Source organism: Acidovorax sp. GW821-FHT09A11, assembly GCF_059418365.1.
The window spans coordinates 131,106-152,596 of the sequence record NZ_JBWKPS010000006.1 but is presented as its reverse complement, the minus strand read 5'-3'; the positions used below and the strand labels follow the sequence as shown (position 1 = coordinate 152,596).

Sequence of the window (21,491 nt, the reverse complement as noted above, 5' to 3'; positions counted from 1 at the left end):
GCTCGCTCTTCGTTGTACTGCCGCCCTGCCGCCCGGTTTCGCGCCACCCTTGCCACCCACCATGAACACGCTGCCCGAGTTGCTGGCGCTCGAAAAGATCATCGAACTCGGTGCGTCCCACTTGCAGGTGCGGGTGGTGCGGCAGGTGCAGACGGCCTCGGGCCACTGCTTTCCGATCCATGCCATTAGCCTGGGCAATCCGGCGCCGGACGTTCCGGCGGTCGGGTTCTTCGGTGGCGTGCATGGCCTGGAGCGCATCGGCGCCGAGGTGGTCCTGGCCTACCTGCAGAACGTGGTGATGCGGCTGCAGTGGGACACCACGCTGCACCGCCAGCTCGAGCACATGCGCATGGTCTTCATGCCCATCGTCAATCCGGGCGGCATGTGGGCCGCCACGCGCGCCAATCCGCGCGGCGTGGACCTGATGCGCAACGCGCCGGTGGACGCCACCGACCGGGTACCGCCGTGGATCGGCGGGCAGCGGGTGAGCGCGGGGCTTCCCTGGTACCGGGGGCGCGCGGGCGATGCCATGGAGCCGGAAAGCCAGGCCCTGTGCGAGGTGGCGTCCGAGGAGCTGCTGGCGCGGCCTTTCAGCATCGCCATCGACTGCCATTCGGGATTTGGCGCCCGGGACCGCCTGTGGTTCCCGTTTGCCCACACGCGCAAGCCCATCGCGCACCTGGCCGAGCTGTACGCGCTGCAGGAGATCTTCCTGCAGGCCCACAGCCACCACCCGTACGTCATCGAGCCGCAGAGCGCGCAGTACCTGGCGCACGGCGACCTGTGGGACCACCTGTACCTGCAGGCCTGCCGCGATGTGCCCGCGCACACGTTCCTGCCGCTGACGCTGGAGATGGGCTCCTGGCTGTGGATCAAGAAGAATCCGCGCCAGCTGTTCTCGCGCAACGGCATCTTCAACCCGCTCATCGACCACCGGCAGCAGCGCGTGCTGCGGCGCCATCTGTCGCTGCTCGATTTCCTGGCCCGCGCGGCCTGCAGCCACGGGCGCTGGGTGTCCGCACCGGGGCAGCGCGCGCAGCGCAGGGCGGATGCCCTGGCCGCGTGGTACTGAAGGCCTGCGCCCATGCGCCAGTGGATCTTGCTCAGGGGCCTGGCGCGGGAGTCCGCCCACTGGGGGGACTTCCTGGCGGATTTCGAGCGTGCCTTGCCCCGGGACCGGGTGCAGCCGCTCGACCTGCCCGGCAACGGCCAGCTCCACCGCCAGCCTTCGCCGCTGTCGGTGCCCGCCATGGTGCGGGCATGCCGCGAGGCGCTGGCCGGGAGCGGCATCGCGCCGCCCTACCACCTGCTGGCCGTGTCGCTGGGAGCCATGGTGGCGACCGAATGGGCGCGGGTGGCCCCCGCGGAGGTGGCGGGCTGCGTGCTGATCAACACGAGCTTTCGCCCTTTCAGCCCCTTCTATCACCGCCTGCGGCCGCGCAACTACGCGGCGCTGCTGCGCCTGGCGCTGTGGGGCGGCGCGCCGCAACAGATCGAGCAGGTGGTCTTGCGCCTGACCAGCAACAGCGCGCCTGAGCGCCAGCAGGTGGTGCGGGACTGGGCCGCCGTGCGCGCGCGCCGCCCGGTGCAGGCCGCCAATGCGCTGCGCCAGCTGGTGGCGGCGGCCCGCTACCGTGCGCCCCGGGTGGGGCCCGTGGCGCGCATCCTGCTGCTGGCGAGCCACGGGGACGGCCTGGTGCGCAGCCAGTGCTCGCAGGCCGTGGCCAGCGCGTGGCGGGTGCCCGTGGTGCTGCACCCCCGCGCAGGGCACGATCTGCCGCTGGACGACCCGCGCTGGGTCATCCGGCAGGTCCAGGACTGGCTGGCGGAAATCGACGGGGCGCGCTGACGCGGGCCGCCCCGGCGGGCGCGGCCTGCATCCGGTGCGCGCGGCGCCCGCGCGTGCCGTCAGGGCGCGGGCAGTCCGCCCTGGGCCACCAGCGCGCGGTACCACTCCTGGTACCCCGCGCTGCTGGGGTGCAGTCCGTCGGCGGCATTCAAGGTGTCCCGCCGGGACACGAAGGGGTCCTGGTCCCGGGGCCTGAGCAGGCGCACGTAGTGCGCGCCGTGGTCCGCGGCGGCGTCCTGCGCCAGGGCGTGCAGGCGCTTCGAACGGCGCGACATGACCCAGGACAGTGGCGGCGCGAAGAACGGTGCATGGCCCACGTCGCCGCAGGGCATGAGCACCACGCGGCGCCCTTTCTGCAGGGCCAGCGACATGGTCCTTTGCAGCTCGGCGCGCAGCGTGTCCGCGGGCGTGAAGCGGATCACATCGTTCCCGCCCGCGAGCACGAGCACCATGTCGTAGCCACCGTCCGCGCGCTCCAGCTGCGCGGCCGCGTCGGCAAACCGTGCGCCATTGGCCGCCAGGTTGTCGATGCGCCACCGCGGGTGCTGCTGGCCGATCAGGCCCGGCAGGCTTTGCGCGGGCGTGCTGGCCCCGGTGCCGACGGCGGTGCTGTCGCCCACGACCAGCAGGCGTTTGTCCGGCTGGGCGGGGTGTGCGGTGAAGGGCCGCGCGCCACGGGCCAGCTCCGCCACCGTCCAGATGCGCCATGGCGCACAGGCGGTGGCCAGCAACGCGCCCGCGGCCACGGCCGCGATGGTGGCCAGGCGGCGCGTGGAGAGATGCAGGGCAGGGCGGGGCGTGCGGTTCATGGCGGTGGCGGTGTGGTGCATGCAGCCTACCGGCGCGCCTGGGGTGCGGGCGTCGGCGCCAGCGCGCCCGGGGCGTAGGACGGCGCGCCCGGCGCCGGGGTGGGCCGCTGCGCGCGGGCCCGCGCCTATTTATTTGTCTATTGCCTGAAGACCACGGCTTCCAGCGCCATCGCCCGGATCGACCCGGCCGCCGCGTCGGCCTGCGCGCGGCTTTCGTAGGGCCCCACGCGGACACGGATGCGGCGGCCCTTGGCGCTGTTCAGCTCCTGGCGGAAGGCCGGCAGCCCTTCGTTGAGCAGCCGGGCCTGGGCCTTGCGGGCGTTGGCTTCGTCGGCAAAGAGCCCCACGTTGATGTAGTAGCCCGCCGCGGTGCCCACGGTGGGCAGGGTGGTGGAGGCCGCTGGAGCAGCGGTTGGGGCGGGTGGTGCCTTGGCCGCCTTGGAAGGCTTCGCGGTGGAGGCCGCGCGGCTTGCTGGCTCGGCGGCGGGCGCCGGTGTGCTGGCCGCGCCGGGTGCTGCCTTGGCCGGGGATTTGGAGGTGGCCTTGGTGGCCGGCACGGAGACTGGCGCGCTGGCGGCCGGCGGCGCCGTGGGGGCCGTGGGTACGGAAGGGCTCGCGGTGGCGGGCGCTGCCTGGGTGGCCGGTGGCGGGGTTTTGCCTGCCGGCGCGGCCGCTGGTGCCCCGGGCGGTGCCGCCGCCGTGGACGCGGCACCGGTGGCGGGGGGCGCCGCCGTCGCCGCGGCGGCGGAGGTGCTCGGCATGGGGGCCGAGGCAGCGGGCGTGGATGCAGGTACCGGTGCCGGTGCGGGGGCGGGCGCTGGTGCTGGTGCTGGTGCAGAAGACGCCGCCGCGCCGGGCCTGGACGCGGCTGTCGCGGTGGCCTGGGCGACGGTCACCGCCGGTTCCAGTGCCAGGGGCCTGGTGGCCGAAGGGGCCCAGGCCAGGTAGGCCAGCGCCGCCGCGGCCGCCAGCACCAGGTTGGCCAGCACCAGCGCCTGCAGCCGCTTGCGCGAGCTGGCCTGCTTCTCCAGCAGCGCGCTGGCCTCGGGCAGGGTGCGGGAGGCGGCCAGGGCGCGCGCCACCCGCTTGCGGATGTCGGCATACAGGATGGCGTTGCCATACAGGCCGGGCACCGCGAAGGCCAGGACGGCGAAGGCGCCCAGCACCCCCAGTTCCACCCCCGGCGGCCACTGCAGGAAGGAGCGGCCGACGCCGAACACGATCAGCGCCAGCCCCTCGGCGGCCGCCACGTAGACCAGCGCGGCGCTCCACAACTGGCGAAACAGCATCCAGTTGAGCGTGGCCAGGCACGCGGCCCAGTTCCAGGTGGTGGTGGTGCGGCCGGTGTTGTCAAAGCGCTCGAAGACGGCCAGGTAGTACGCGGTGTTCACGGGCCCCAGCGCCAGCCGGGAGAGCGCCGTCATGGCGTTGTCGGACGGTGAATCGAGCGACATGGCCGGGATGATGGAGGCGACAGGATCCGTGTGGTCGAGCATGGGCCGATTCTGTCATGGGCCGGTGTTGGCGCCACAGGGCCTGCGCGCGCGCGTGGCGCGGCTGCAGCGCCGCCGGGCCCGCGCCGCGCGCCGGCGCCCCTGGGCGCATGCCGCAGGCCCCGGGATCGGGCCTTGAATGAACCGCTGGCGCTTGTCTGTCAAGCGCTAGAGGCTATTAAAAATATAGCAACCTTGCCGGGCCCCGTGGGTCAGGCGCCGCGCACCATGGCCATGATCTTGCCCGCATCCAGCGTGGCGGCCTTCTGCTGGATCTGCGGCAGGTACTGCGACTGCATCTGCTTGGCCGGGCCCAGCAGATTCTGAAAGCTGTCGCGCAGCATGGCGGTGCTCATCACCCGGCCGCCCGCGTAGTAGCGCTTGGCCACCTGGCCCAGCGCATACGTGGTGGCAAACGAAAACGCCATGCCGGTGGCCGCGCTGCCTACGCCTGCAATGGTGCGGCCCGCCACCTTGCCCAGCAGGCCGCCGAGCAGCTTGCGGCCAAACTGCTCCAGGTACTGCGACGTCATGCCCACGCCCGCCGCGGCGATGAACTCCTTGATGTGGCCCTGGTCCAGCTCCACGCCGTGCGCCTTGCCGATGCCGTAGACCATCTTCACCTGCATCGGGATGATGGCCATCGACGCCCACGACTGCGGCAGCAGCTCCAGAGCACCGTTGAGCATCGCGTAGTTCAGGATGGACTTGTCCAGCTCGGCATCGCCCGGGCCTGCGGGTGCGGGCACCGGCACGGATGCAGACGACGAAGAAGAAGGCGCCGACGCGGCGGCTGCTGCATAGGCCGCAGCACCGGTGGCAGCACCCGCCACCCCCCAGGGCACGGCCGAGGGTGGCGCCTTCTCGGCCACATCCACCAGCGCATCGGCCTCGTGCTCGAAGGCGGCGGTCTGCTGCGCGCCCAGCTGCAGCGCGGACTTGAGCGTGGCCAGGAACTGCGCCTCCGCCGGCGTCTGCCGGCCGTCCACGTCGCACACGCACACCGCCATCTCGTAGGCCAGCTGGCGGTGGCCGGGGTCGGTCAGCGCGGCGGCTGCGGCCTGCACCGTGGTGCGCTTGAGCAGCACGTCCTGGTAGATGCGCGGCAGGTCGGCCATGCCGCTGTCGCCCGCCAGCGACTGGGCGATGCGGCGGATCTCTTCACGCTCGGCGTCGTCCTTGGTGCCGTCCGCAAACGCGGCCAGCAAGGCGATGGTGAGAATGGATTTTTGCTGTTCTGGAGTCATGGGGTGCGGGCCTGCAAGGCCGTGAAATGGAGGGGGGCTGGCACGCTGCCCGTGCCAGAAGGCGGTGGGGCGGCGTGCGGAGTCAGGTGCAGTCTAGGGTGCGCGCTTTCAACGCCACGGCTTGTGGGGAATTGCGGGCATCTGGTAACCAGGTGCATCGCGGCGCCGGCTGCCAGCCCTGCGGCCCACCCGGGTTTCCCCTTGCGTAGTGGAGCGACTGTGCGCCCGGGCCTCTCTTGCGTACAGTGGCTGTCTCATGGCAAGGAGGCAAGGCATGCGGCAAGCGGCGACGACCAGCAGGGCAAACAATACGAGCAGTACGGGCAGTACGGGCAGTACCAGCAGGGCAGGCACCGCCATCCCCAGCGCGCGGGGCGTCCGATGAACATCGCCCACCTGCTGCGCCGCAGCGCGCAACTGCATGCCCACCAGCCCGCCGTGCTGCACGGCGACCGTGTGCTCTTCGACTACCAAACGCTGGGCGCACGCACCGCCGCGCTGGCCGCCAGCCTGCGTACACGCTACGGCGTGTTGCCCGGCGACCGCGTGGCCATCTACGCCGTCAACGCGCCCGAGTACCTGGAGGCGCTGCACGCCATCGTGTGGGCCGGCGCCGTGTCCGTGCCCGTCAACTACAAGCTGCACGCCAAGGAGCTGGCCTACGTGCTGGCCGACTCCGGTGCGCGCGTGGCGCTGGTGTCCGAGGCCCTGCACCCCGCCGCGCGCGAGGCCGGCGCAGACCCTGCAGCCACCCTGCTGCTGGGCTCTGCCGACTACCAGCAGGCCGTGCAACAGCATGATGCGCCCATGCCCGTGCACGACCGTGCCCCGGACGACATCGCATCGCTGTTCTACACATCCGGCACCACCGGCCGGCCCAAGGGCGTGATGCAGACGCACCGCAACCTGCTGGCCACGACGGCCTGCTACTTCACCGACGTGGACGACGTGCTGCCCGGCGACGCCATGGTCTACGCCGCGCCCATGTCGCACGGCGCGGGCCTGTACAACTACGCCCAGGTGCTGCGCGGCGGGCGGCACGTGGTGCCGGCGTCTGGCGGCTTCGACCCCGCCGAGCTGGTGCAGTTGGCTGCATCCGTGGGCCAGCTCACCCTGTTTGCCGCGCCCACCATGGTGCACCGCCTGGTGGAGCATGTGCGCGCCACGGGCGCCGACGTGCAGGGGTTCAAGACGATCGTCTACGGCGGTGGCCCCATGTACGCCGATGACCTGCGCACCGCCATGGCGGTGATGGGCAACGACCGCTTCGTGCAGATCTATGGCCAGGGCGAAAGCCCCATGACCATCACCGCGCTGTCACGCGCGCACCTGGCCGACACCACCCACCCCCGCTGGCCTGAGCGCATGGCCTCGGTCGGCGTGGCGCAGTCGCTGGTGGAGGTGCGCGTGGCCGACGCCCAAGGCCAGCCCCTGCCCACGGGCGAGACCGGCGAGGTGCTGGTGCGCGGCGACACCGTCATGCCCGGCTACTGGAACAACCCCGACGCCACCGCGCGCACGCTGCAGGGCGGCTGGCTGCACACCGGCGACCTGGGCGCGCTGGATGCGGATGGCTTCCTGACGCTGAAGGACCGGTCGAAGGACGTGATCATCTCCGGCGGCAGCAACATCTACCCGCGCGAGGTGGAAGAGGTTTTGCTGCTGCACCCCCAGGTCCGCGAGGTGGCCGTGGTGGGCCAGCGCGATGCCGAGTGGGGCGAGGTGGTGGTGGCCTACCTGGTGGCGGGCGAGGGTGGGCCGGTGGGGGATGCGGTGCTGGACGCGCTGTGCGGGGCGCACATCGCGCGGTTCAAGCGGCCGAAGGTGTATCGGTGGGTGGAGGGGTTGCCCAAGAATAGTTATGGGAAGGTGTTGAAGACGGAGTTGAGGGGACGCGCCTAGAGATCGCTCGGCTTTGGCGGGCCGCAGCTTCAGGCGGGTTGCGGGCATGCGCCCCGCGTTCGCGAATGGGTACCATCGGCCAGTTCCTGCCGTTCGATGCACCGAAATGGACGACAGGACAGTGCCCAGGGCTGACGTCAACCCGCAGCCGACGGAAGCGTCCAAGGCTGGTGGAGCCCGGAGCCCTTCGCAATCAAGACCCACCCCCGCTTGTCGAGATGCCGACCCTTCATCATGGATAAATTCTTGCTGCGGCAGCAGGTGCTGGAACGGCTCGCCGAAGACCTGCTGCAAGCCGAACAGGCAGTGCGTGCGGCCCATGAAACGGCGACCCACGAAGAAAACATCGCCGAAAACAAATACGACACATTGGGACTCGAAGCCGCCTACCTGGCCACCGGCCAAGCCCGGCGCGCCGAAGCCATCCGCCAGGCGATGGCCAATTGGCGCCAATTCCGCCCGCGACCCTACGACGCCAGCAAAGGTATACAGCTCGGCGCACTGGTTTGCCTGGTCGATTCCGACGACAAGCGGCAGCAGCTCTTTCTCGGTCCGGATGGGGGCAGCATGAAGCTGGTCAACTGCGCCCAGCCCGTTCAGGTCATCAGCAGCGAAGCGCCACTGGGCAGGGCCATGCTGGGCAAATGCGAGGGGGATGAGGTGTCGATACAGGTCGCTCCAATCCGACAGCAGTTTGAGGTGCTGCGGGTTCAATAGGCCGCATGCAGGTTCACGCCGGATTGGCCCGGGTCAGCGGACGTTCAGGCGTGGTGAACGTACCGGCTGGATGGCAGGGCCTGCAGCCCTTTGCAACCGGCCGCTGGGTCCGAGAAGTCACTGGTGCATGCATGACCGCTGCGTGACCTGGACCGTGAGCTCAGGGGGCCGACATCACTGGCCGCTTCGCAGTCGGCGGCGCCGACCTGCTCAGTAAACCCCCTCCCACCACGGTTATCCCACCCCGCCTACCATCCCGTCCTTCTTCCCTTCCCAAGGCCCTCCCATGCCCAACCCCACCACCCTCAAGATCGATTTCGTCTCCGATGTCTCCTGCCCCTGGTGCATCATCGGCCTGCGGTCGCTGGAGCAGGCGGCGGACCGCCTCAAGGACGAGGTGGCGCTGGACCTGCACTTTCAGCCATTCGAGCTGAACCCGCAGATGGGCCCCGAGGGGCAGGACATCGGCGAGCACCTGCAAGAAAAGTACGGCGCGACGCCTGCGCAGAGCCAGAAAAACCGCGAGGCCATCGCGGCGCGCGGCGCGGAGCTGGGCTTTACCTTCAGCATGGACAAACGCAGCCGCATCTACAACACCTTCGATGCGCACCGGCTGCTGCATTGGGCCGAAGAGCAGGGCGTGCAGCCCGCGCTGAAGAAGGCACTGTTCAAGGCCTATTTCACCGATGGGCAAGACCCGAGCAACCACGAGGTGCTGGCGCGGGTGGCGGGCGAGGTGGGGCTGGATGTGGCCGAGGCGCGTGCGCTGCTGGCGTCGGACCGCTTCACGGACGAGGTGCGCGAGCGGGAGCAGTTGTATCTGCAAAGCGGCATTAATTCCGTGCCGGCGATCATCATTAATGAGCGGCACCTGATCCAGGGTGGGCAGCCGGTGGAGGTGTTCGAGCAGGCGCTGCGGCAGATTGCGGCGCAGCAGGCTGGATGAGGGGATGCTATTGAATTAATAGCTTCTAACGATTACCAGTCAAGCGGTAGAGGCTGTTTTATCAAAAGAAAAGGGGCTCAAGGCCCCTTTTCTGTTGGTGGTGACGTACGTCCCGCTACGGCGACGGACGACGACCGCTTGTCACTTGCGCAGCGGGATGGCCGTGGCGCGGTCCACGGGCACGGCGGTCACGCTGTTCTGAGGGGAGCCGTCCACCAGCTTTTCTGAATACGTCAGGTACACCAGCGTGTTGCGCGGGGCGTCCACCATGCGCACGATGCGCAGGCGCTTGAACAGGATGGACATGCGTTCGCTGAAGACTTCTTCCTGCTTCTTGAGCGGCTCGGGGAAGCTGATGGGCCCGACCTGGCGGCAGGCGATGGAGGCCTCGGCCCGGTCCTCGGCCAGGCCCAGCGATCCCTTGATGCCGCCGGTGCGCGCGCGCGAGACGTAGCAGGTCACGCCCTGCACGCCGGGGTCGTCGTAGGCCTCCACGATGATGTCGTGGTCGCGGCCCAGCCACTGGAAGGCGGTGTCCACCGTGCCGATCTTCTCGCCCGTGGCCGCCAGCGCCGGCAGCACCACGGCCAGTGCGCACGCCGCCGCCATGGCCCAGCGGCGGGCACGGCGCAGGCCGGTGGCGGTGGCGGTGGCGGTGGATGATTTCGTCACGCCGTGGCCCCGGCGTCGGCGCAGCGCTGTGCCAGATGGGCCAGCGCTTCCTCCACCTGGTCCACCAGCACCAGGCACAGGTCGCCGGGCTGCAGGCGCGCCAGGGCGGCGTCGATGGCAATGAATTCGCCGCGGATCTCTTCCACGTGCGTGGTGCGCGATGCGCCCACCAGGCCTTCGCGCAGCAGGGCCATCACTTCGCCGTCGGCACGGCCGCGCTGCGCGGCGTCCTGGTACAGGATCACGTCGTCGAACGCGGCACCCAGGATCACGGTCTGGTCGCGGATGTCCTCGTCGCGGCGGTCGCCCGCGCCGCTGATGACCACGCTGCGGCGCTTGGCGGGCAGCGCGTCCACGGCACCCACCAGGGCGCGCATGGCGTCGGGGTTGTGGCCGTAGTCGGCGATCACGGTGGCACCCCGGTAGTCCATGATGTTGAAGCGGCCGGGCGCGTTGTCACTGTCGTTCACAAAGCCCGACAGGCCGCGGCGGATGGTCTGCCAGGGCATGCCCACGCCCCAGGCGGCGGCCACGGAGGCCATGACGTTCTCGACCTGGAAGCCGATCTTGCCGTTGCGCGTGATGGGCACGTCGCGCAGGTGGATGGTCTCGCGCCACGAGCCTTCCGAGGCCACGATGGAGTCGCCGTCCACGTACACGGTGCGGTGCCCCTGCGCGCGGTGCGTGGCCATCACGGGGTGGTGGCGGTCGCTCGCAAAGAAGATGATCTTGCCGGGGCAGGCGGGCGCCATGGCCGCCACGATGGGGTCGGCGGCGTTGAGCACGCCATAGCCCGTGGTGGCCACGTTCTGCACGATCACGCGCTTGAGCACGGCGAGGTCTTCCACCGTGGTGATGTAGTTCAGGCCCAGGTGGTCGCCCGCGCCGATGTTGGTGACCACGGCCACCTGGCAGCGGTCGAAGCCCAGGCCTTCGCGCAGGATGCCGCCGCGCGCCGTCTCGAACACGGCCGCGTCCACCTCGGGGTGCAGCAGCACGTTGCGCGCGCTCTTGGGGCCGCTGCAGTCGCCGCTGTCGATCTGGCGGCCGTTCACGTACACGCCGTCGGTGTTGGTCATGCCCACGCGCAGGCCCTGGGCCGTGAACAGGTGGGCGATCAGGCGCGCCGTGGTGGTCTTGCCATTGGTGCCCGTGACCGCCACGACCGGAATGCGGCCGTCGTCGCCATGGGCGTACAGCTTGTCCACCATGGCCTGGCCCACGTTGCGCGGCTTGCCGTAGCTGGGTGCCAGGTGCATGCGCAGGCCGGGGGCGGCATTCACCTCGACGAAACCGCCGCCTTGCTCTTCCAGTGGGCGCAGCACGGTTTCGGCCACCATGTCGACGCCGCAGATGTGCAGGCCCACCATCTGCGCCGCGGCCACGGCGCGCGCGGCGACCTCGGGGTGCACGTCGTCGGTCACGTCGGTGGCGGTGCCGCCGGTGGACAGGTTGGCGTTGTTGCGCAGGATGACGCGCTGGCCCTTGGGCGGCACCGAGTCGGGCGTCAGGCCCTGCATGGCCAGGCGGGCCACGGCGATGTCATCCAGGCGGATCTTGGTGAGCGAGGTCGCGTGGCCTTCGCCACGGCGCGGGTCCAGGTTGACCTGGTGGACCAGTTCGCGCACCGTGTGCTGGCCGTCGCCCAGCACCTGGGGCGGCTCGCGGCGCGCGGCGGCCACGAGCTGGTCGCCCACCACGAGCAGGCGGAAATCGTGGCCTGGCAGAAAGCGCTCGACCATCACCGTGCCGTATTCGGCTGCGGTGCGGAAGGCTTCCTCGAGCTGCGCGCGGTCGGTGATGTTCACCGTCACGCCCTTGCCCTGGTTGCCGTCCTGCGGCTTCACGACCACGGGCAGGCCCACCTTCTGGGCCACTTCCCAGGCCTCGTCGAGCGTCTCGACCGGCTTGCCCAGCGGCACCGGCACGCCGGCCGCATGCAGCAGGCGCTTGGTCAGGTCCTTGTCCTGGCCGATGGATTCGGCCACGGCGCTGGTCGAGTCGACCTCGGCGGCCTGGATGCGGCGCTGCTTGGAGCCCCAGCCGAACTGCACCAGGCTGCCGCGCGTGAGGCGCCGGTAGGGGATGCCGCGCGCCACGGCCGCATCCACGATGGAGCCGGTGCTCGGGCCCAGGCGCTCGTCTTCGTCGAGCTCGCGCAGCTTGGCGATCACCGCGTCGGCATCGAAGCCGCCGTGGCCGAGCGCGGCCTGGATGAGCTGCTGGGCGTCTTCGAACGCCTGGCGGCCCACGGCCTCTTCGCTGTACTCGACCACGACCTGGTACACGCCCGCGTCGGTGGTGGCGGTGGTGCGCGCGAAGGTCACGGGGCAGCCGGCCTGGGCCTGCAGGTTCAGCGCGGCCGTCTGCAGCACGTGCGCCAGGGAAATGTCGGTGCTCCCTTCGGCATGAAGGACGCCGATGGCGGGGAACAGCGCCCGCAGCCGCGCTTCGAATCCGGGCATCTGGCCAACGGCGCGTTCGGCTTCGGTGCAGGCAACCACGGCCTCGATGGCCATGTGGCGGCTCCAGAGGTTGGGGCCGCGCAGGGCCCGGGTGCGGGATACATCCATGGGGTCTCTTTCAGTAATCGTTCGGGGCTCGCGGGCCCCGTTCAAGTCGCGGGCGTTCGGTTCTCTACGGGCGGATCAGGAAGGCAGGCCCACTGGCGCCGGCAGGTCGGGCTCGAAGGTCTTGATGCCCGCGCCGATCAGGTCGGGGGCGATGTTGAGCGCCCACGCCGCGCCGATGGCGGCCAGCAGGGCATCGGTGTCCGGCACCACGGCGTTGCGCCCGAAGGTGAGGTCCGACAGCGAGCCCAGCACGTGCTCGGCGCTGCCGGTGGCCAGCACCACGCGGCCATTCTTCACGACCACGGCGCGGCCGTTGTCCGTGGCGCGGTGCTCCACGATCACGGGCAGCGTGGCGTCCTGGGCGTACAGCACCACGGCGCCATCCGACAGCGGGGCGAGGTCTGCCACCTGGGGGATGGCCGCGTTCAGCACGGCGGCGCCCTCGGCCAGCACCACGTCGACCTGGGTGCGCATCACCTTGGTCATCTGGTCCTGCTCGTGCACGTCGAATTCGGCCAGCGTTTCCACGCCGTCCATGTCGGTGACCACGCCCACCTGGCAGCGGTCGTAGGCGAGGCCGTCGCGCAGGATGGTGCGCGCGTCGCTTTCGATCACGGCGGCCTGCACCATCTGGTTCATGAGCAGGCGGTGGGCGGCTTCCCAGTGGGCGCAGTCCGTGGTCTCGACGCAGCGGCGGTCCAGGAACAGGCCTTCGCGGCAGGCCAGGCCCGTGTGGTGCCCACCCAGGTGCAGCAGCCACGCCACCACGCGTGCGATGGTCGAGGTGCTGCGCGTGCCGGCCACGCCCACCACCGGAATGCGGCCGGCCTGGCCATCGCCGTCCTCGGACGGGAACAGGTGTTCCGCGATCGCCTGCCCCACCGGGCGCGGCGCGCCCACGGCGGGCTTGAGGTGCATCAGCAGGCCCGGGCCCGCATTGACCTCGACAATGGCGCCGCCCTGGGCATGCAGGGGCTTGGAAATGTCCCTGGCCACCATGTCGATGCCGGCGATGTCGAGGCCCACCACCTTGGCGGCCAGCTGGGCGATGTAGGCCACCTCGGGGTGCACGTCGTCGGTGCAGTCCACGGCCACGTTGCCGTTGCGCTGCACCACCACCTGGCGGCCGGCGGCGGGCACGGAGCTGGCGTCGAGGTCCTGGCGCTTGAGCTCGAGCTGCACCTTGGTGTCGGTCGCCAGGTCGATGATTTCGAGCGGGTACTCTTCCTCATAGCCCCGGCGCGGGTCGGAGTTGAGCTGGGTGTCGATCAGTTCCTTGACGGTGGAGCGCCCGTTGCCGGTGATGCTGACCACCTCGCCGCGCGCCGCGGCCACCACCTTGCCGCCCACCACCAGCAGGCGGTGCTCGTCGCCGGGGATGAAGCTCTCGACCATCACGTCGCTGCCCTCGGGGTAGGCCACGTGGTAGGCCGCCTCGATGTCTTCCTTCTTGCGCAGGTCCAGCGTCACGCCCCGGCCGTGGTTGCCGTCGGAGGGCTTGACCACCACGGGCAGGCCGATGTCCTCGGCCGCTTCCCAGGCTTCCTCGGGGCTGTTGACCACGCGGCCTTCGGGAATGGGCACGCCGCAGGACTTGAGCAGGCTCTTGGTCAGGTCCTTGTCGCTCGCGATGCCCTCGGCGATGGCGCTGGTGAATTCGGTCTCGGCCGTCCAGATTCGGCGCTGGCTGGCGCCATAGCCCAGCTGCACGAGGTTGCCGTCGTTCAGGCGGATGTGCGGGATGCCCCGGTCGGTGGCGGCCGTCACGATGCAGGCGGTGCTGGGGCCCAGGTACTGGTCATCGACCTCGGTGCGCACGCGGGCCACGGCGGCCTGCACGTCAAAGGGCTCGTCGTTGATCGCCGCCATGATCAGGCCATGGCCCTGGGCCAGGGCCATGCGCGCCACCTGCTCGTCGCGGGCGCGGAACACCATGCGGTACACGCCGCGCTGCGAGGTGCTGCGGGTCTGGCCGAAGCCGGTGGGCATGCCCGCCAGGTTCAGCAGCTCGATCACGATGTGCTCCAGCACGTGGCCGCACCAGGTGCCTTCCTGCAGGCGCTGCAGGAACCCGCCGCGCTCGCCCACGCCGCAGTGGTGCTCGATCAGCGCGGGCAGCCAGGCGGTGAGGCGCTCGTTGAAGCCGGGGAGGAGGTTGGAGGGATGGTCCTCCAGTTCCCCCAGGTCCAGCCAGACCTCCAGCACGGGCCGGTAGGTCCAGATATTGGGGCCGCGCAGGTAGTTGATGCGAAGCAGTTGGATATCGTTGAGTTTCGCCATGGATTGCAGCGGGTGTGTTTCCGGCCTTTTGCGGGCCTTGCTGGGAAAAGGTGACTTTGTGGACGATGATTGTGCGCCAGACTGGAGCCGGGATGCGGTGTCAGCCAGATGACTGCCGCACACGTTACAGCGGGACGCCGCCGCGCCGTGGGGCGCAGTATGGGGGAGAATTCGCGCTTTCGCGAGATCGGTCACCGCAGGCTGCCGGGGGCGGAAATACCAACCAAAAATGCAACATCACCATTCTGTGGACGCCTCGGGTGTCTTTTCCGGCCCCGTGGGGGCCGATTTGCGGGCCATGCTCGCTCCCAAAGAGAACGTACTGGCAGCGCTCCAGGTTGACCTGAGCACGGCCCTGCGTTTCGCGGCGGGCTGGGTGGTGGTGACGTCCGAGCGCCTGCTGGCCTGCGATCCGGGTACCACCGCCTGGCGCGGCTGGCCCCTGGGCGACGGCCTGGCCCTGCGCCTGCAGGACCACGGGGGCGTGGGTTCGCTGGAATTGCACGATGCGCGGGCGCGCCTGGCCCTGTGGCGCTTCACCCTGTCACAGCATGCCCAGGCGCTGCGCCTGGTGCAGCGTTTCGAGCAGCAAAGCGCGCGGGGCGAGGCGGACGCCGCCGAGGAGGCCGACGAGCCCACCTGTCCCACCTGCCACACGCCGCTGCCCCCCGATACGGAGGAGTGCCCGGCCTGTGCCCGCGCCCAGCCGCCCCAGACCTCCACCTGGGTGCTGCTGCGCCTGTGGCGCTTTGCCCGGCCCTACCGCAAGCAGCTGGCGGCCGGCTTCGGGCTGACGCTGGCCTCCACCGCCGCCACACTGGTGCCGCCGTACCTCACCATCCCGCTGATGGATGACATCCTCATCCCGTTCCAGAACGGCAAGCAGATCGAACCGGGCCTGGTGCTGCTGTACCTGAGCGGCCTGCTGCTGTCCGCCCTGGCGGCCTGGGGCCTGTCCTGGGCGCGCACCTACATCCTGGCGCTGGTGTCCGAGCGCATCGGCGCCGACCTGCGCACCACCACCTACGAGCACCTGCTGCGCCTGTCGCTCGACTATTTCGGGGGCAAGCGCACCGGTGACCTGATGGCGCGCATCGGCTCGGAGACGGACCGCATCAACGTTTTCCTTTCGTTGCATGCCCTGGACTTCGTGACCGACGTGCTCATGATCATGATGACGGCGGCCATCCTGTTCTCCATCAACCCCTGGCTGGCCCTGGTCACGCTGGTGCCGCTGCCCTTCATCGCCTGGATGATCCACACCGTGCGCGACCGCCTGCGCACCGGCTTCGAGAAGATCGACCGCGTCTGGTCCGAGGTCACCAACGTGCTGGCCGACACCATCCCCGGCATCCGCGTGGTCAAGGCCTTCGCCCAGGAAAAGCGCGAGGCCCAGCGCTTTCGTGATGCCAACCAGCACAACCTGGAGGTCAACGACAAGCTCAACAAGACCTGGTCGCTGTTCACCCCCACGGTGTCGCTGCTCACCGAGATCGGCCTGCTCGTGGTCTGGGCCTTCGGCATCTGGCTGGTCTCGCGCAACCAGATCACGGTGGGCGTGCTCACGGCCTTCATCGCCTACATCGGGCGCTTCTACAGCCGGCTCGACTCCATGAGCCGCATCGTCTCGGTCACGCAGAAGGCGGCGGCCGGCGCCAAGCGCATCTTCGACATCCTGGACCACGTGAGCAACGTGCCCGACCCGGCCCAGCCGGTGAAGGTGGACAAGGTGCAGGGCGCCATCGCCATGCGCAACGTGGGTTTCCGCTACGGTAGCCGCGCGGTCATCAAGGGGCTGGACCTGGATATCCGCCCCGGCGAGATGATCGGCTTGGTGGGCCACAGCGGCTCGGGCAAGAGCACCCTGGTGAACCTGATCAGCCGCTTCTACGACGTGAGCGACGGCTCCATCCAGGTCGATGGCGTGGACATCCGCCGCTTCGCCGTGGCCGACTACCGGCGCCACATCGGCCTGGTGTTGCAGGAGCCCTTCCTTTTCTTCGGCACCATCGCCGAGAACATCGCCTACGGCAAGCCCGAGGCCACGCGCGAGGAGATCGTGGCGGCCGCCCGCGCGGCCCACGCGCACGAGTTCATCCTGCGCCTGCCGCACGGCTACGACTCGCTGGTGGGCGAGCGCGGCCAGGGCCTGTCGGGCGGTGAGCGCCAGCGCATCAGCATCGCGCGTGCGCTGCTGATCGACCCGCGCATCCTGATCCTCGACGAGGCCACCTCGGCCGTGGACACCGAGACCGAGAAGGAAATCCAGAAGGCACTGGACAACCTGGTGCAGGGCCGCACCACCATCGCCATCGCCCACCGCCTGTCCACCCTGCGCAAGGCCGACCGCCTGGTGGTGATGGACCGCGGCGAGGTGGTGGAAGTGGGCCCCCACGACGAACTCATGGAGAAACAGGGCGCCTACTGGCGGCTGTACGAAGCCCAGGCCCGCCGCGCCGAGGAAGACGCGCAGGCCGCCGGCGTCATCATCGACAGCAGCCTGCTGCACCCGGCCCACCCGGCCGGCAATTCGTGACCGCCACCGTGGGAACCGCCATGAACACAACCACCTTCACCCTGGTGTCGCAGCCTGAATTCACCCTGGCCCGCAACCCGCACGGCCGGCTGGTCCTGACCCTGCCCGATGGCACCGTCCACGAAAGCATCACCCCCGTGCGGGCCTTCCCCATTGCCGCGCCGGCGCACGGGCTCTCCTTGATCGGTTCGGATGGCCACGAGCTGCTGTGGATCGACCGGCTCGACCAGCTGGAGGCCTCCGCGCGCCAGCTCATCGAAGAAGAGCTGGAAGTGCGCGAGTTTGTGCCCACTATTGAAAAAATCGTTGCCGTGTCGAGCTTTTCGACCCCCAGCACCTGGGATGTGGAGACCGATCGCGGACCCGCCAAGCTGGTGCTCAAGGCCGAGGAAGACATCCGCAGGCTGGGGGGGCGCACCCGGCTGCTGATCGCGGGCGGGGACGGGGTCCAGTTCCGGGTCCAGGACACCACCGCGCTGGACCGGCATTCGCGCCGGCTGCTCGAACGCTTCCTCTGACGCGCCAGCCCCGCCATGCCGGGGCCCTTCCCGCACAGGATCGCCGGTAGCCCATGGTGGGCGTTTCGGGCCCGCCGCTGGCGCCTGTCGGCGGCATTCCACCCCAAAAAGCAACACGCAACCCGCGTGGTTGCCACCGCGTGCGTGTTCAATCCGCGCGTCCGGCCATTCATCAGGCCCTTTGGCGGCCTGAAAATCGCGAAAAGGTAGGTGAAAACCCTTAATTTTGGGCAATCGGTGAAAAAGACCTAAATTTCCCCTTCTTTTTGCCGTAATGAATGTACGAAGAGGCCAAAAGACCCTCTGTCATTCATCTCAACTACGGGCCATTGCCATGCAAATGCCACCTGTCGATCGATCGCCGAGTTGGCGTCCTCAGGGCGCTGATTTGTATTCCACTGGCGCCTCTGGCGCGCCACCGGTGCGTCCCATCAACGCATCCAACCCCGTCGAGTCCATGGACCGGATGGGCGAGGGCGCGATCGTGCGCGAGCCCGACAAGCCGTCGGCGCCCGACGTGGCGAACCGGGACTGGACCGAGGTGAAAAAAAAGGACACCGTGGAAGAACCGCCAGAGCCGCCCAAGGAGCCAATCTACAAGCAGCTGCTGGAGCTCATCCAGTCGATGTGGCGGGCCAGCGGCAGTGCGGTGGAAGTGGCGCAGGACATCAACCGGATGACCTTGCAGGAGCGCCTGGCCCAGCAGGTCAAGAACGAGCCGCTGACGTACTCGGACCCCAAGATCAAGCGCACGGGCGGCCTCTAGCCCGCCGCCTGCGCTGCGTGCTGGGCCGGTGGCACCGGTACCGCGCTGCCCGCAGTGGCTGTTCCGTGCTTCTTTTGCATTTTTTTGGCCGGTGGCGCGCAATGCTGCCGCCCGCAGCCCGTCCCTTGTGCGGATCGGCTTCCCATCCCCAGCGGCGCCTGCGGGGTGATGCTCCTGAAAATATAGCTGGAGGCGCTTATCCAGCAAGCGCAAAACACCTATTTGACCCCGGATCTGGCTGCCCGCGCTGCGCGCTTGCCTGCGGGAGGGGGGTGGTCAGCCGTCCACCCGGGCGGGCTCAGGGCTGGCTGCCGGAGGCGGGCTGGCGGGCGGCCTGGGCTGCCTTGTTGCGGTTCCGCTCCGCGCGGTATTTGGCGGCGAAGACGCGAACCTCTTCGTACGACACGTAGCCGTCGCCGTCCGTGTCCGCCTCGTCAAACGCGGCCGCCAGGCGGGGAAAGAGCTTGACCTCGGTGCGGCTCAGCTTGCCGTCGCCGTTGAAGTCCAGCATCTTGAAATCGCGCATGGCCTTGATCTCGCCCTTGGTCTGCCCCGTGCCGGGCTCGGCGGGCGCGCTCGCCGCAGGCTCTGGCGGCGGTGCGGCAGGGGCCTGGGCCAGCGCGGCGGAGCCCATGGTGGCCAGCACGGCGCCCATCAGGCAGGCGGCCAGGGAAATTCTCTTGCGCAACACATCTTCCTTCAGTGGGGTTCGGGGGACGATGTTGGCACAGTTGGTGGGCCGCCGGCGGATTGCAACCGGGGCTTTGCAGGCTTTCACCCGGCGTTGCAGGACTTTGCAGAACTTTTCGCGGCAAGAGCCCGGACCATCGCCACCCCCTGCCTCAGCCGCCCCCGGCACGCAGGGGGTTGGAGATGCCGCTGTTCACATGTCCCGCGGGCACATGGCGCGCTGCCGACGTCACATGGCCCGTCTGGTCGTCGAAGAAGAAGTCCGGCTCGAACTCGCGCAGGAACTCGCCCTTGGGCAGGCCGCCCAGGAACATGGCTTCGTCCACGTCGATGTTCCAGTCCATCAGCGTGCGGATCGCGCGTTCGTGCGCGGGTGCGCTGCGCGCCGTGACCAGGGCCGTGCGGATGCGCATGCCGGTGGTGCCGCCGGATTCTCCGGCGGATTGCAGCCGGTGCAGCGCCGCGAGCAGGGGCTTGAAGGGGCCGTCGGGCAGAGGCAGGGCCGCCTTGTCGGTCTCGTGCTGCTGGAACGCCGCCAGGCCCTCGGCCTGGTACACCCGCTCGGCCTCGTCGGAGAACAGCACGGCGTCGCCGTCAAAGGCAATGCGCACTTCCTGCGGGTTCGCGTCGCCGGCCCGCACCGATTCGGTGACCACCCGCGCGGCGGGGTAGCCCAGGTGCAGCGCTTCGCGCACATCGGCCTCGTTGGCCGACAGGAACAGGTGCGCGCCCAGGGGACGCAGATAGCGAAACGGGTCGCGCCCCTGGGTGAACACGCCGCGCTGGATGGTCGGCAGGCCATGGGCGTTGCAGGAGCGGAACACGCGCATGCCACTGACCGGGTCATTGCGCGAGAGCAGCACCACCTCCACCCGCTGGTGCTCCGAGGTGTTGAAGGCGAGCAGCTTGCGCACCAGCGAGAACGCCACGCCAGGTGCGGCGGGCACGTCCAGGCGCTGGCGCTGCAGCTCCACGTAGGCGCGGTCATCGCTCTCGTGTTCGAAGACGCGGTTTTCTTCCTCGAAGTTGAACAGCGCGCGCGAGGAGATCGCCACCACCAGCTTGTCGTCCAGGGTCACGGCCATAAAGTCACTTCACAAACTGATTCAGCTGGATGATGGGCAGCAACACGGCCAGCACGATCAGCATCACGATCATGCCCATGCCGACGATGAGCAAAGGCTCCAGGATGGTGGCCAGCGCCATCGCGCGGCGCTGCACCTCGGTGGAAAGCTGCCGTGCGGCGCGCTGCAGCATCACCGGCAACTGCCCGGTCTGCTCGCCCAGGCGCGCGAACATCGACAGCAGGCCGGGAAAACGCTTTTTCTGCGCCAGCGCCGAGGCCAGGGGCGCGCCTTCGCGCACCAGCACCAGCGCGTCCAGCGCGTCGGCGCGTAGCGCGCGGTTGTTCAGGGTTTCGGCGGCGGCCTGCAGGGCTTTCAGGATGGGCACGCCCGCGCCCGCCAGCATGGCCAGCGTGCCGGCAAAACGCGCCGCGTTGTAGCCGCGCGCCAGCTTGCCCACGAGGGGCAGGTTGAGCCAGGCGGCATCGAATTTTTCACGGATATGCCCAATGGTCAGTGCCCAGCGTGCGCCAAAAACCATCAAGACAAAAGCAATCAGCACCATCAAGCCATAGCTGCGCACAAAAGCGCTGATGCCCAGCATGGCCACCGTGAGGAACGGCAGCGCCCGCTTGGTGCCCGCGAACACGCTGGCCACCTGGGGCACCACGTAGCCGACGAGGAAGAGCACGATCACGATGGCCACGATGGTCACGATGGCCGGGTACAGCGCAGCGCCCACCAGCTTGGCCTTGAGCGCCTGGCGCTCTTCCAGGTCGTCGGCCAGGCGCTCCAGCACCAGGCCCAGGTTGCCGCTGTGTTCGCCCGCGCCGATCACGGCGCAGTAGATGTCCGAGAACTCGCGCGGGTGCTGCGACAGCGCGCGGGCGAACGTGGCGCCGGCATTCACCTCGGCGCGCAGCGCGGCCACCAGGTGGCGCTGGCGCTCGTCGTCGGCCTCTTCCGACAAGGCGGTGAGGGCGCGTTCGAGCGGCAGCCCGGACGACACCAGCCCGGCGATCTGGCGCGTCCAGATGGCCAGCGCGGTGGCACCGAACACCGGCCGGGTGAACAGCCGCTGGCCGAGGCTGGCGGCGCTCCCGTCCAGCGACTGTCCGGTCTGCACCAGTTCCACGGCCAGCGGCACCAGGGCCTGGGCCCGCAGCAGGCTGCGCGCCGCCTTGGCGGTGTCGGCCTCCATGAGGCCCTTGCGGGTCTGGCCCTGGGCGTCCAGGGCTTCAAAGGAAAAAGCGGGCATGCGGGCGTGGGCGGTAAGGCGTGGGCGTCAGGAAATCACACAACGGTGGGTGGAGGCAGAAATGCCCTGCAGTCCGAGATGGTAGCCGCTACCCGAGGCCACTTGCCGCGCCGTGGGTCCTGCTGTCGGAGGCGTGATCCAGGTCAAGGCGCCGGCACCCCGGGCGCGCAG

General features: G+C 69.5%; 17 protein-coding genes. 8 read left to right on the top strand and 9 right to left on the bottom strand.

All coding sequences use genetic code 11. The features are described from left to right. The first annotated feature begins 61 nt into the window (after nt 1-61). A complete protein-coding gene (locus AC07PV_RS17090; RefSeq protein WP_494630862.1) occupies nt 62-1,072 on the top strand; it encodes a M14 family zinc carboxypeptidase in 1,011 nt (336 codons plus the stop codon). A gap of 12 nt (nt 1,073-1,084) precedes the next feature. Beyond that, complete coding sequence (locus tag AC07PV_RS17085; RefSeq protein ID WP_218296107.1) at nt 1,085-1,849, top strand: alpha/beta fold hydrolase; 765 nt, start codon at nt 1,085-1,087, stop codon at nt 1,847-1,849. A gap of 59 nt (nt 1,850-1,908) precedes the next feature. On the opposite strand, the gene AC07PV_RS17080 is transcribed toward AC07PV_RS17085, so the two are convergent. The 3 genes from AC07PV_RS17080 to AC07PV_RS17070 all read right to left on the bottom strand — a co-directional run bounded on the left by AC07PV_RS17080 (nt 1,909) and on the right by AC07PV_RS17070 (nt 5,398). Beyond that, on the bottom strand, nt 1,909-2,658 hold the full coding sequence (locus tag AC07PV_RS17080; RefSeq protein WP_494630861.1) for an SGNH/GDSL hydrolase family protein: 750 nt from the start codon (nt 2,656-2,658) through the stop codon (nt 1,909-1,911). Nucleotides 2,659-2,795: 137 nt separating this feature from the next. Then, nucleotides 2,796-4,154, bottom strand: coding sequence for an SPOR domain-containing protein (locus AC07PV_RS17075; RefSeq protein ID WP_494630859.1), 1,359 nt, complete (start codon nt 4,152-4,154; stop codon nt 2,796-2,798). Between the two features lie 209 nt (nt 4,155-4,363). Continuing rightward, nucleotides 4,364-5,398 (bottom strand): YcjF family protein, encoded by a 1,035-nt coding sequence (locus AC07PV_RS17070; RefSeq protein ID WP_494630857.1) that lies wholly within the window; start codon nt 5,396-5,398, stop codon nt 4,364-4,366. A 381-nt stretch (nt 5,399-5,779) separates the two neighbouring features. On the opposite strand from AC07PV_RS17070, the gene AC07PV_RS17065 reads away from it, so the two are divergent. From AC07PV_RS17065 to AC07PV_RS17055, 3 genes are all read left to right on the top strand, one after another. Continuing rightward, the gene (locus tag AC07PV_RS17065) at nt 5,780-7,300 is read left to right on the top strand and encodes an AMP-binding protein (RefSeq protein ID WP_494630855.1); all 1,521 of its coding nucleotides are present in this window, start codon (nt 5,780-5,782) and stop codon (nt 7,298-7,300) included. A 234-nt stretch (nt 7,301-7,534) separates the two neighbouring features. Continuing rightward, nucleotides 7,535-8,017 (top strand): GreA/GreB family elongation factor, encoded by a 483-nt coding sequence (locus AC07PV_RS17060; protein ID WP_218296102.1) that lies wholly within the window; start codon nt 7,535-7,537, stop codon nt 8,015-8,017. A gap of 286 nt (nt 8,018-8,303) precedes the next feature. Continuing rightward, nucleotides 8,304-8,963 (top strand): DsbA family oxidoreductase, encoded by a 660-nt coding sequence (locus tag AC07PV_RS17055; protein WP_218296101.1) that lies wholly within the window; start codon nt 8,304-8,306, stop codon nt 8,961-8,963. 141 nt (nt 8,964-9,104) lie between these two features. Here AC07PV_RS17055 and AC07PV_RS17050 read toward each other — a convergent pair whose 3' ends face one another. The 3 genes from AC07PV_RS17050 to AC07PV_RS17040 all read right to left on the bottom strand — a co-directional run bounded on the left by AC07PV_RS17050 (nt 9,105) and on the right by AC07PV_RS17040 (nt 14,488). Then, nucleotides 9,105-9,572: a CreA family protein gene (locus AC07PV_RS17050; protein ID WP_255594789.1), complete on the bottom strand. Its 468-nt coding sequence runs from the start codon at nt 9,570-9,572 to the stop codon at nt 9,105-9,107. Nucleotides 9,573-9,631: 59 nt separating this feature from the next. Beyond that, nucleotides 9,632-12,208: a cyanophycin synthetase gene (gene cphA / locus AC07PV_RS17045; protein ID WP_218296100.1), complete on the bottom strand. Its 2,577-nt coding sequence runs from the start codon at nt 12,206-12,208 to the stop codon at nt 9,632-9,634. A 75-nt stretch (nt 12,209-12,283) separates the two neighbouring features. Further along, nucleotides 12,284-14,488, bottom strand: coding sequence for a cyanophycin synthetase (locus tag AC07PV_RS17040; protein WP_218296099.1), 2,205 nt, complete (start codon nt 14,486-14,488; stop codon nt 12,284-12,286). 229 nt (nt 14,489-14,717) lie between these two features. Between AC07PV_RS17040 and AC07PV_RS17035 the strand changes: the two genes are divergently transcribed. The 3 genes from AC07PV_RS17035 (at nt 14,718) to AC07PV_RS17025 (ending at nt 18,308) form a co-directional block, all read left to right on the top strand. Beyond that, complete coding sequence (locus tag AC07PV_RS17035) at nt 14,718-17,024, top strand: cyanophycin metabolism-associated ABC transporter (RefSeq protein ID WP_218296098.1); 2,307 nt, start codon at nt 14,718-14,720, stop codon at nt 17,022-17,024. A 20-nt stretch (nt 17,025-17,044) separates the two neighbouring features. Further along, the gene (locus AC07PV_RS17030) at nt 17,045-17,542 is read left to right on the top strand and encodes a cyanophycin metabolism-associated DUF1854 family protein (protein WP_494630854.1); all 498 of its coding nucleotides are present in this window, start codon (nt 17,045-17,047) and stop codon (nt 17,540-17,542) included. 334 nt (nt 17,543-17,876) lie between these two features. Further along, nucleotides 17,877-18,308 (top strand): hypothetical protein, encoded by a 432-nt coding sequence (locus tag AC07PV_RS17025; protein WP_218296096.1) that lies wholly within the window; start codon nt 17,877-17,879, stop codon nt 18,306-18,308. A 298-nt stretch (nt 18,309-18,606) separates the two neighbouring features. On the opposite strand, the gene AC07PV_RS17020 is transcribed toward AC07PV_RS17025, so the two are convergent. The 3 genes from AC07PV_RS17020 to gspF all read right to left on the bottom strand — a co-directional run bounded on the left by AC07PV_RS17020 (nt 18,607) and on the right by gspF (nt 21,320). After that, the gene (locus tag AC07PV_RS17020) at nt 18,607-18,996 is read right to left on the bottom strand and encodes an EF-hand domain-containing protein (protein WP_494630853.1); all 390 of its coding nucleotides are present in this window, start codon (nt 18,994-18,996) and stop codon (nt 18,607-18,609) included. Between the two features lie 154 nt (nt 18,997-19,150). After that, nucleotides 19,151-20,083 (bottom strand): 5'-nucleotidase, encoded by a 933-nt coding sequence (locus tag AC07PV_RS17015; protein ID WP_492253854.1) that lies wholly within the window; start codon nt 20,081-20,083, stop codon nt 19,151-19,153. Nucleotides 20,084-20,087: 4 nt separating this feature from the next. Continuing rightward, on the bottom strand, nt 20,088-21,320 hold the full coding sequence (gspF, locus tag AC07PV_RS17010) for a type II secretion system inner membrane protein GspF (RefSeq protein WP_218296094.1): 1,233 nt from the start codon (nt 21,318-21,320) through the stop codon (nt 20,088-20,090). Nucleotides 21,321-21,491: the final 171 nt, after the last annotated feature.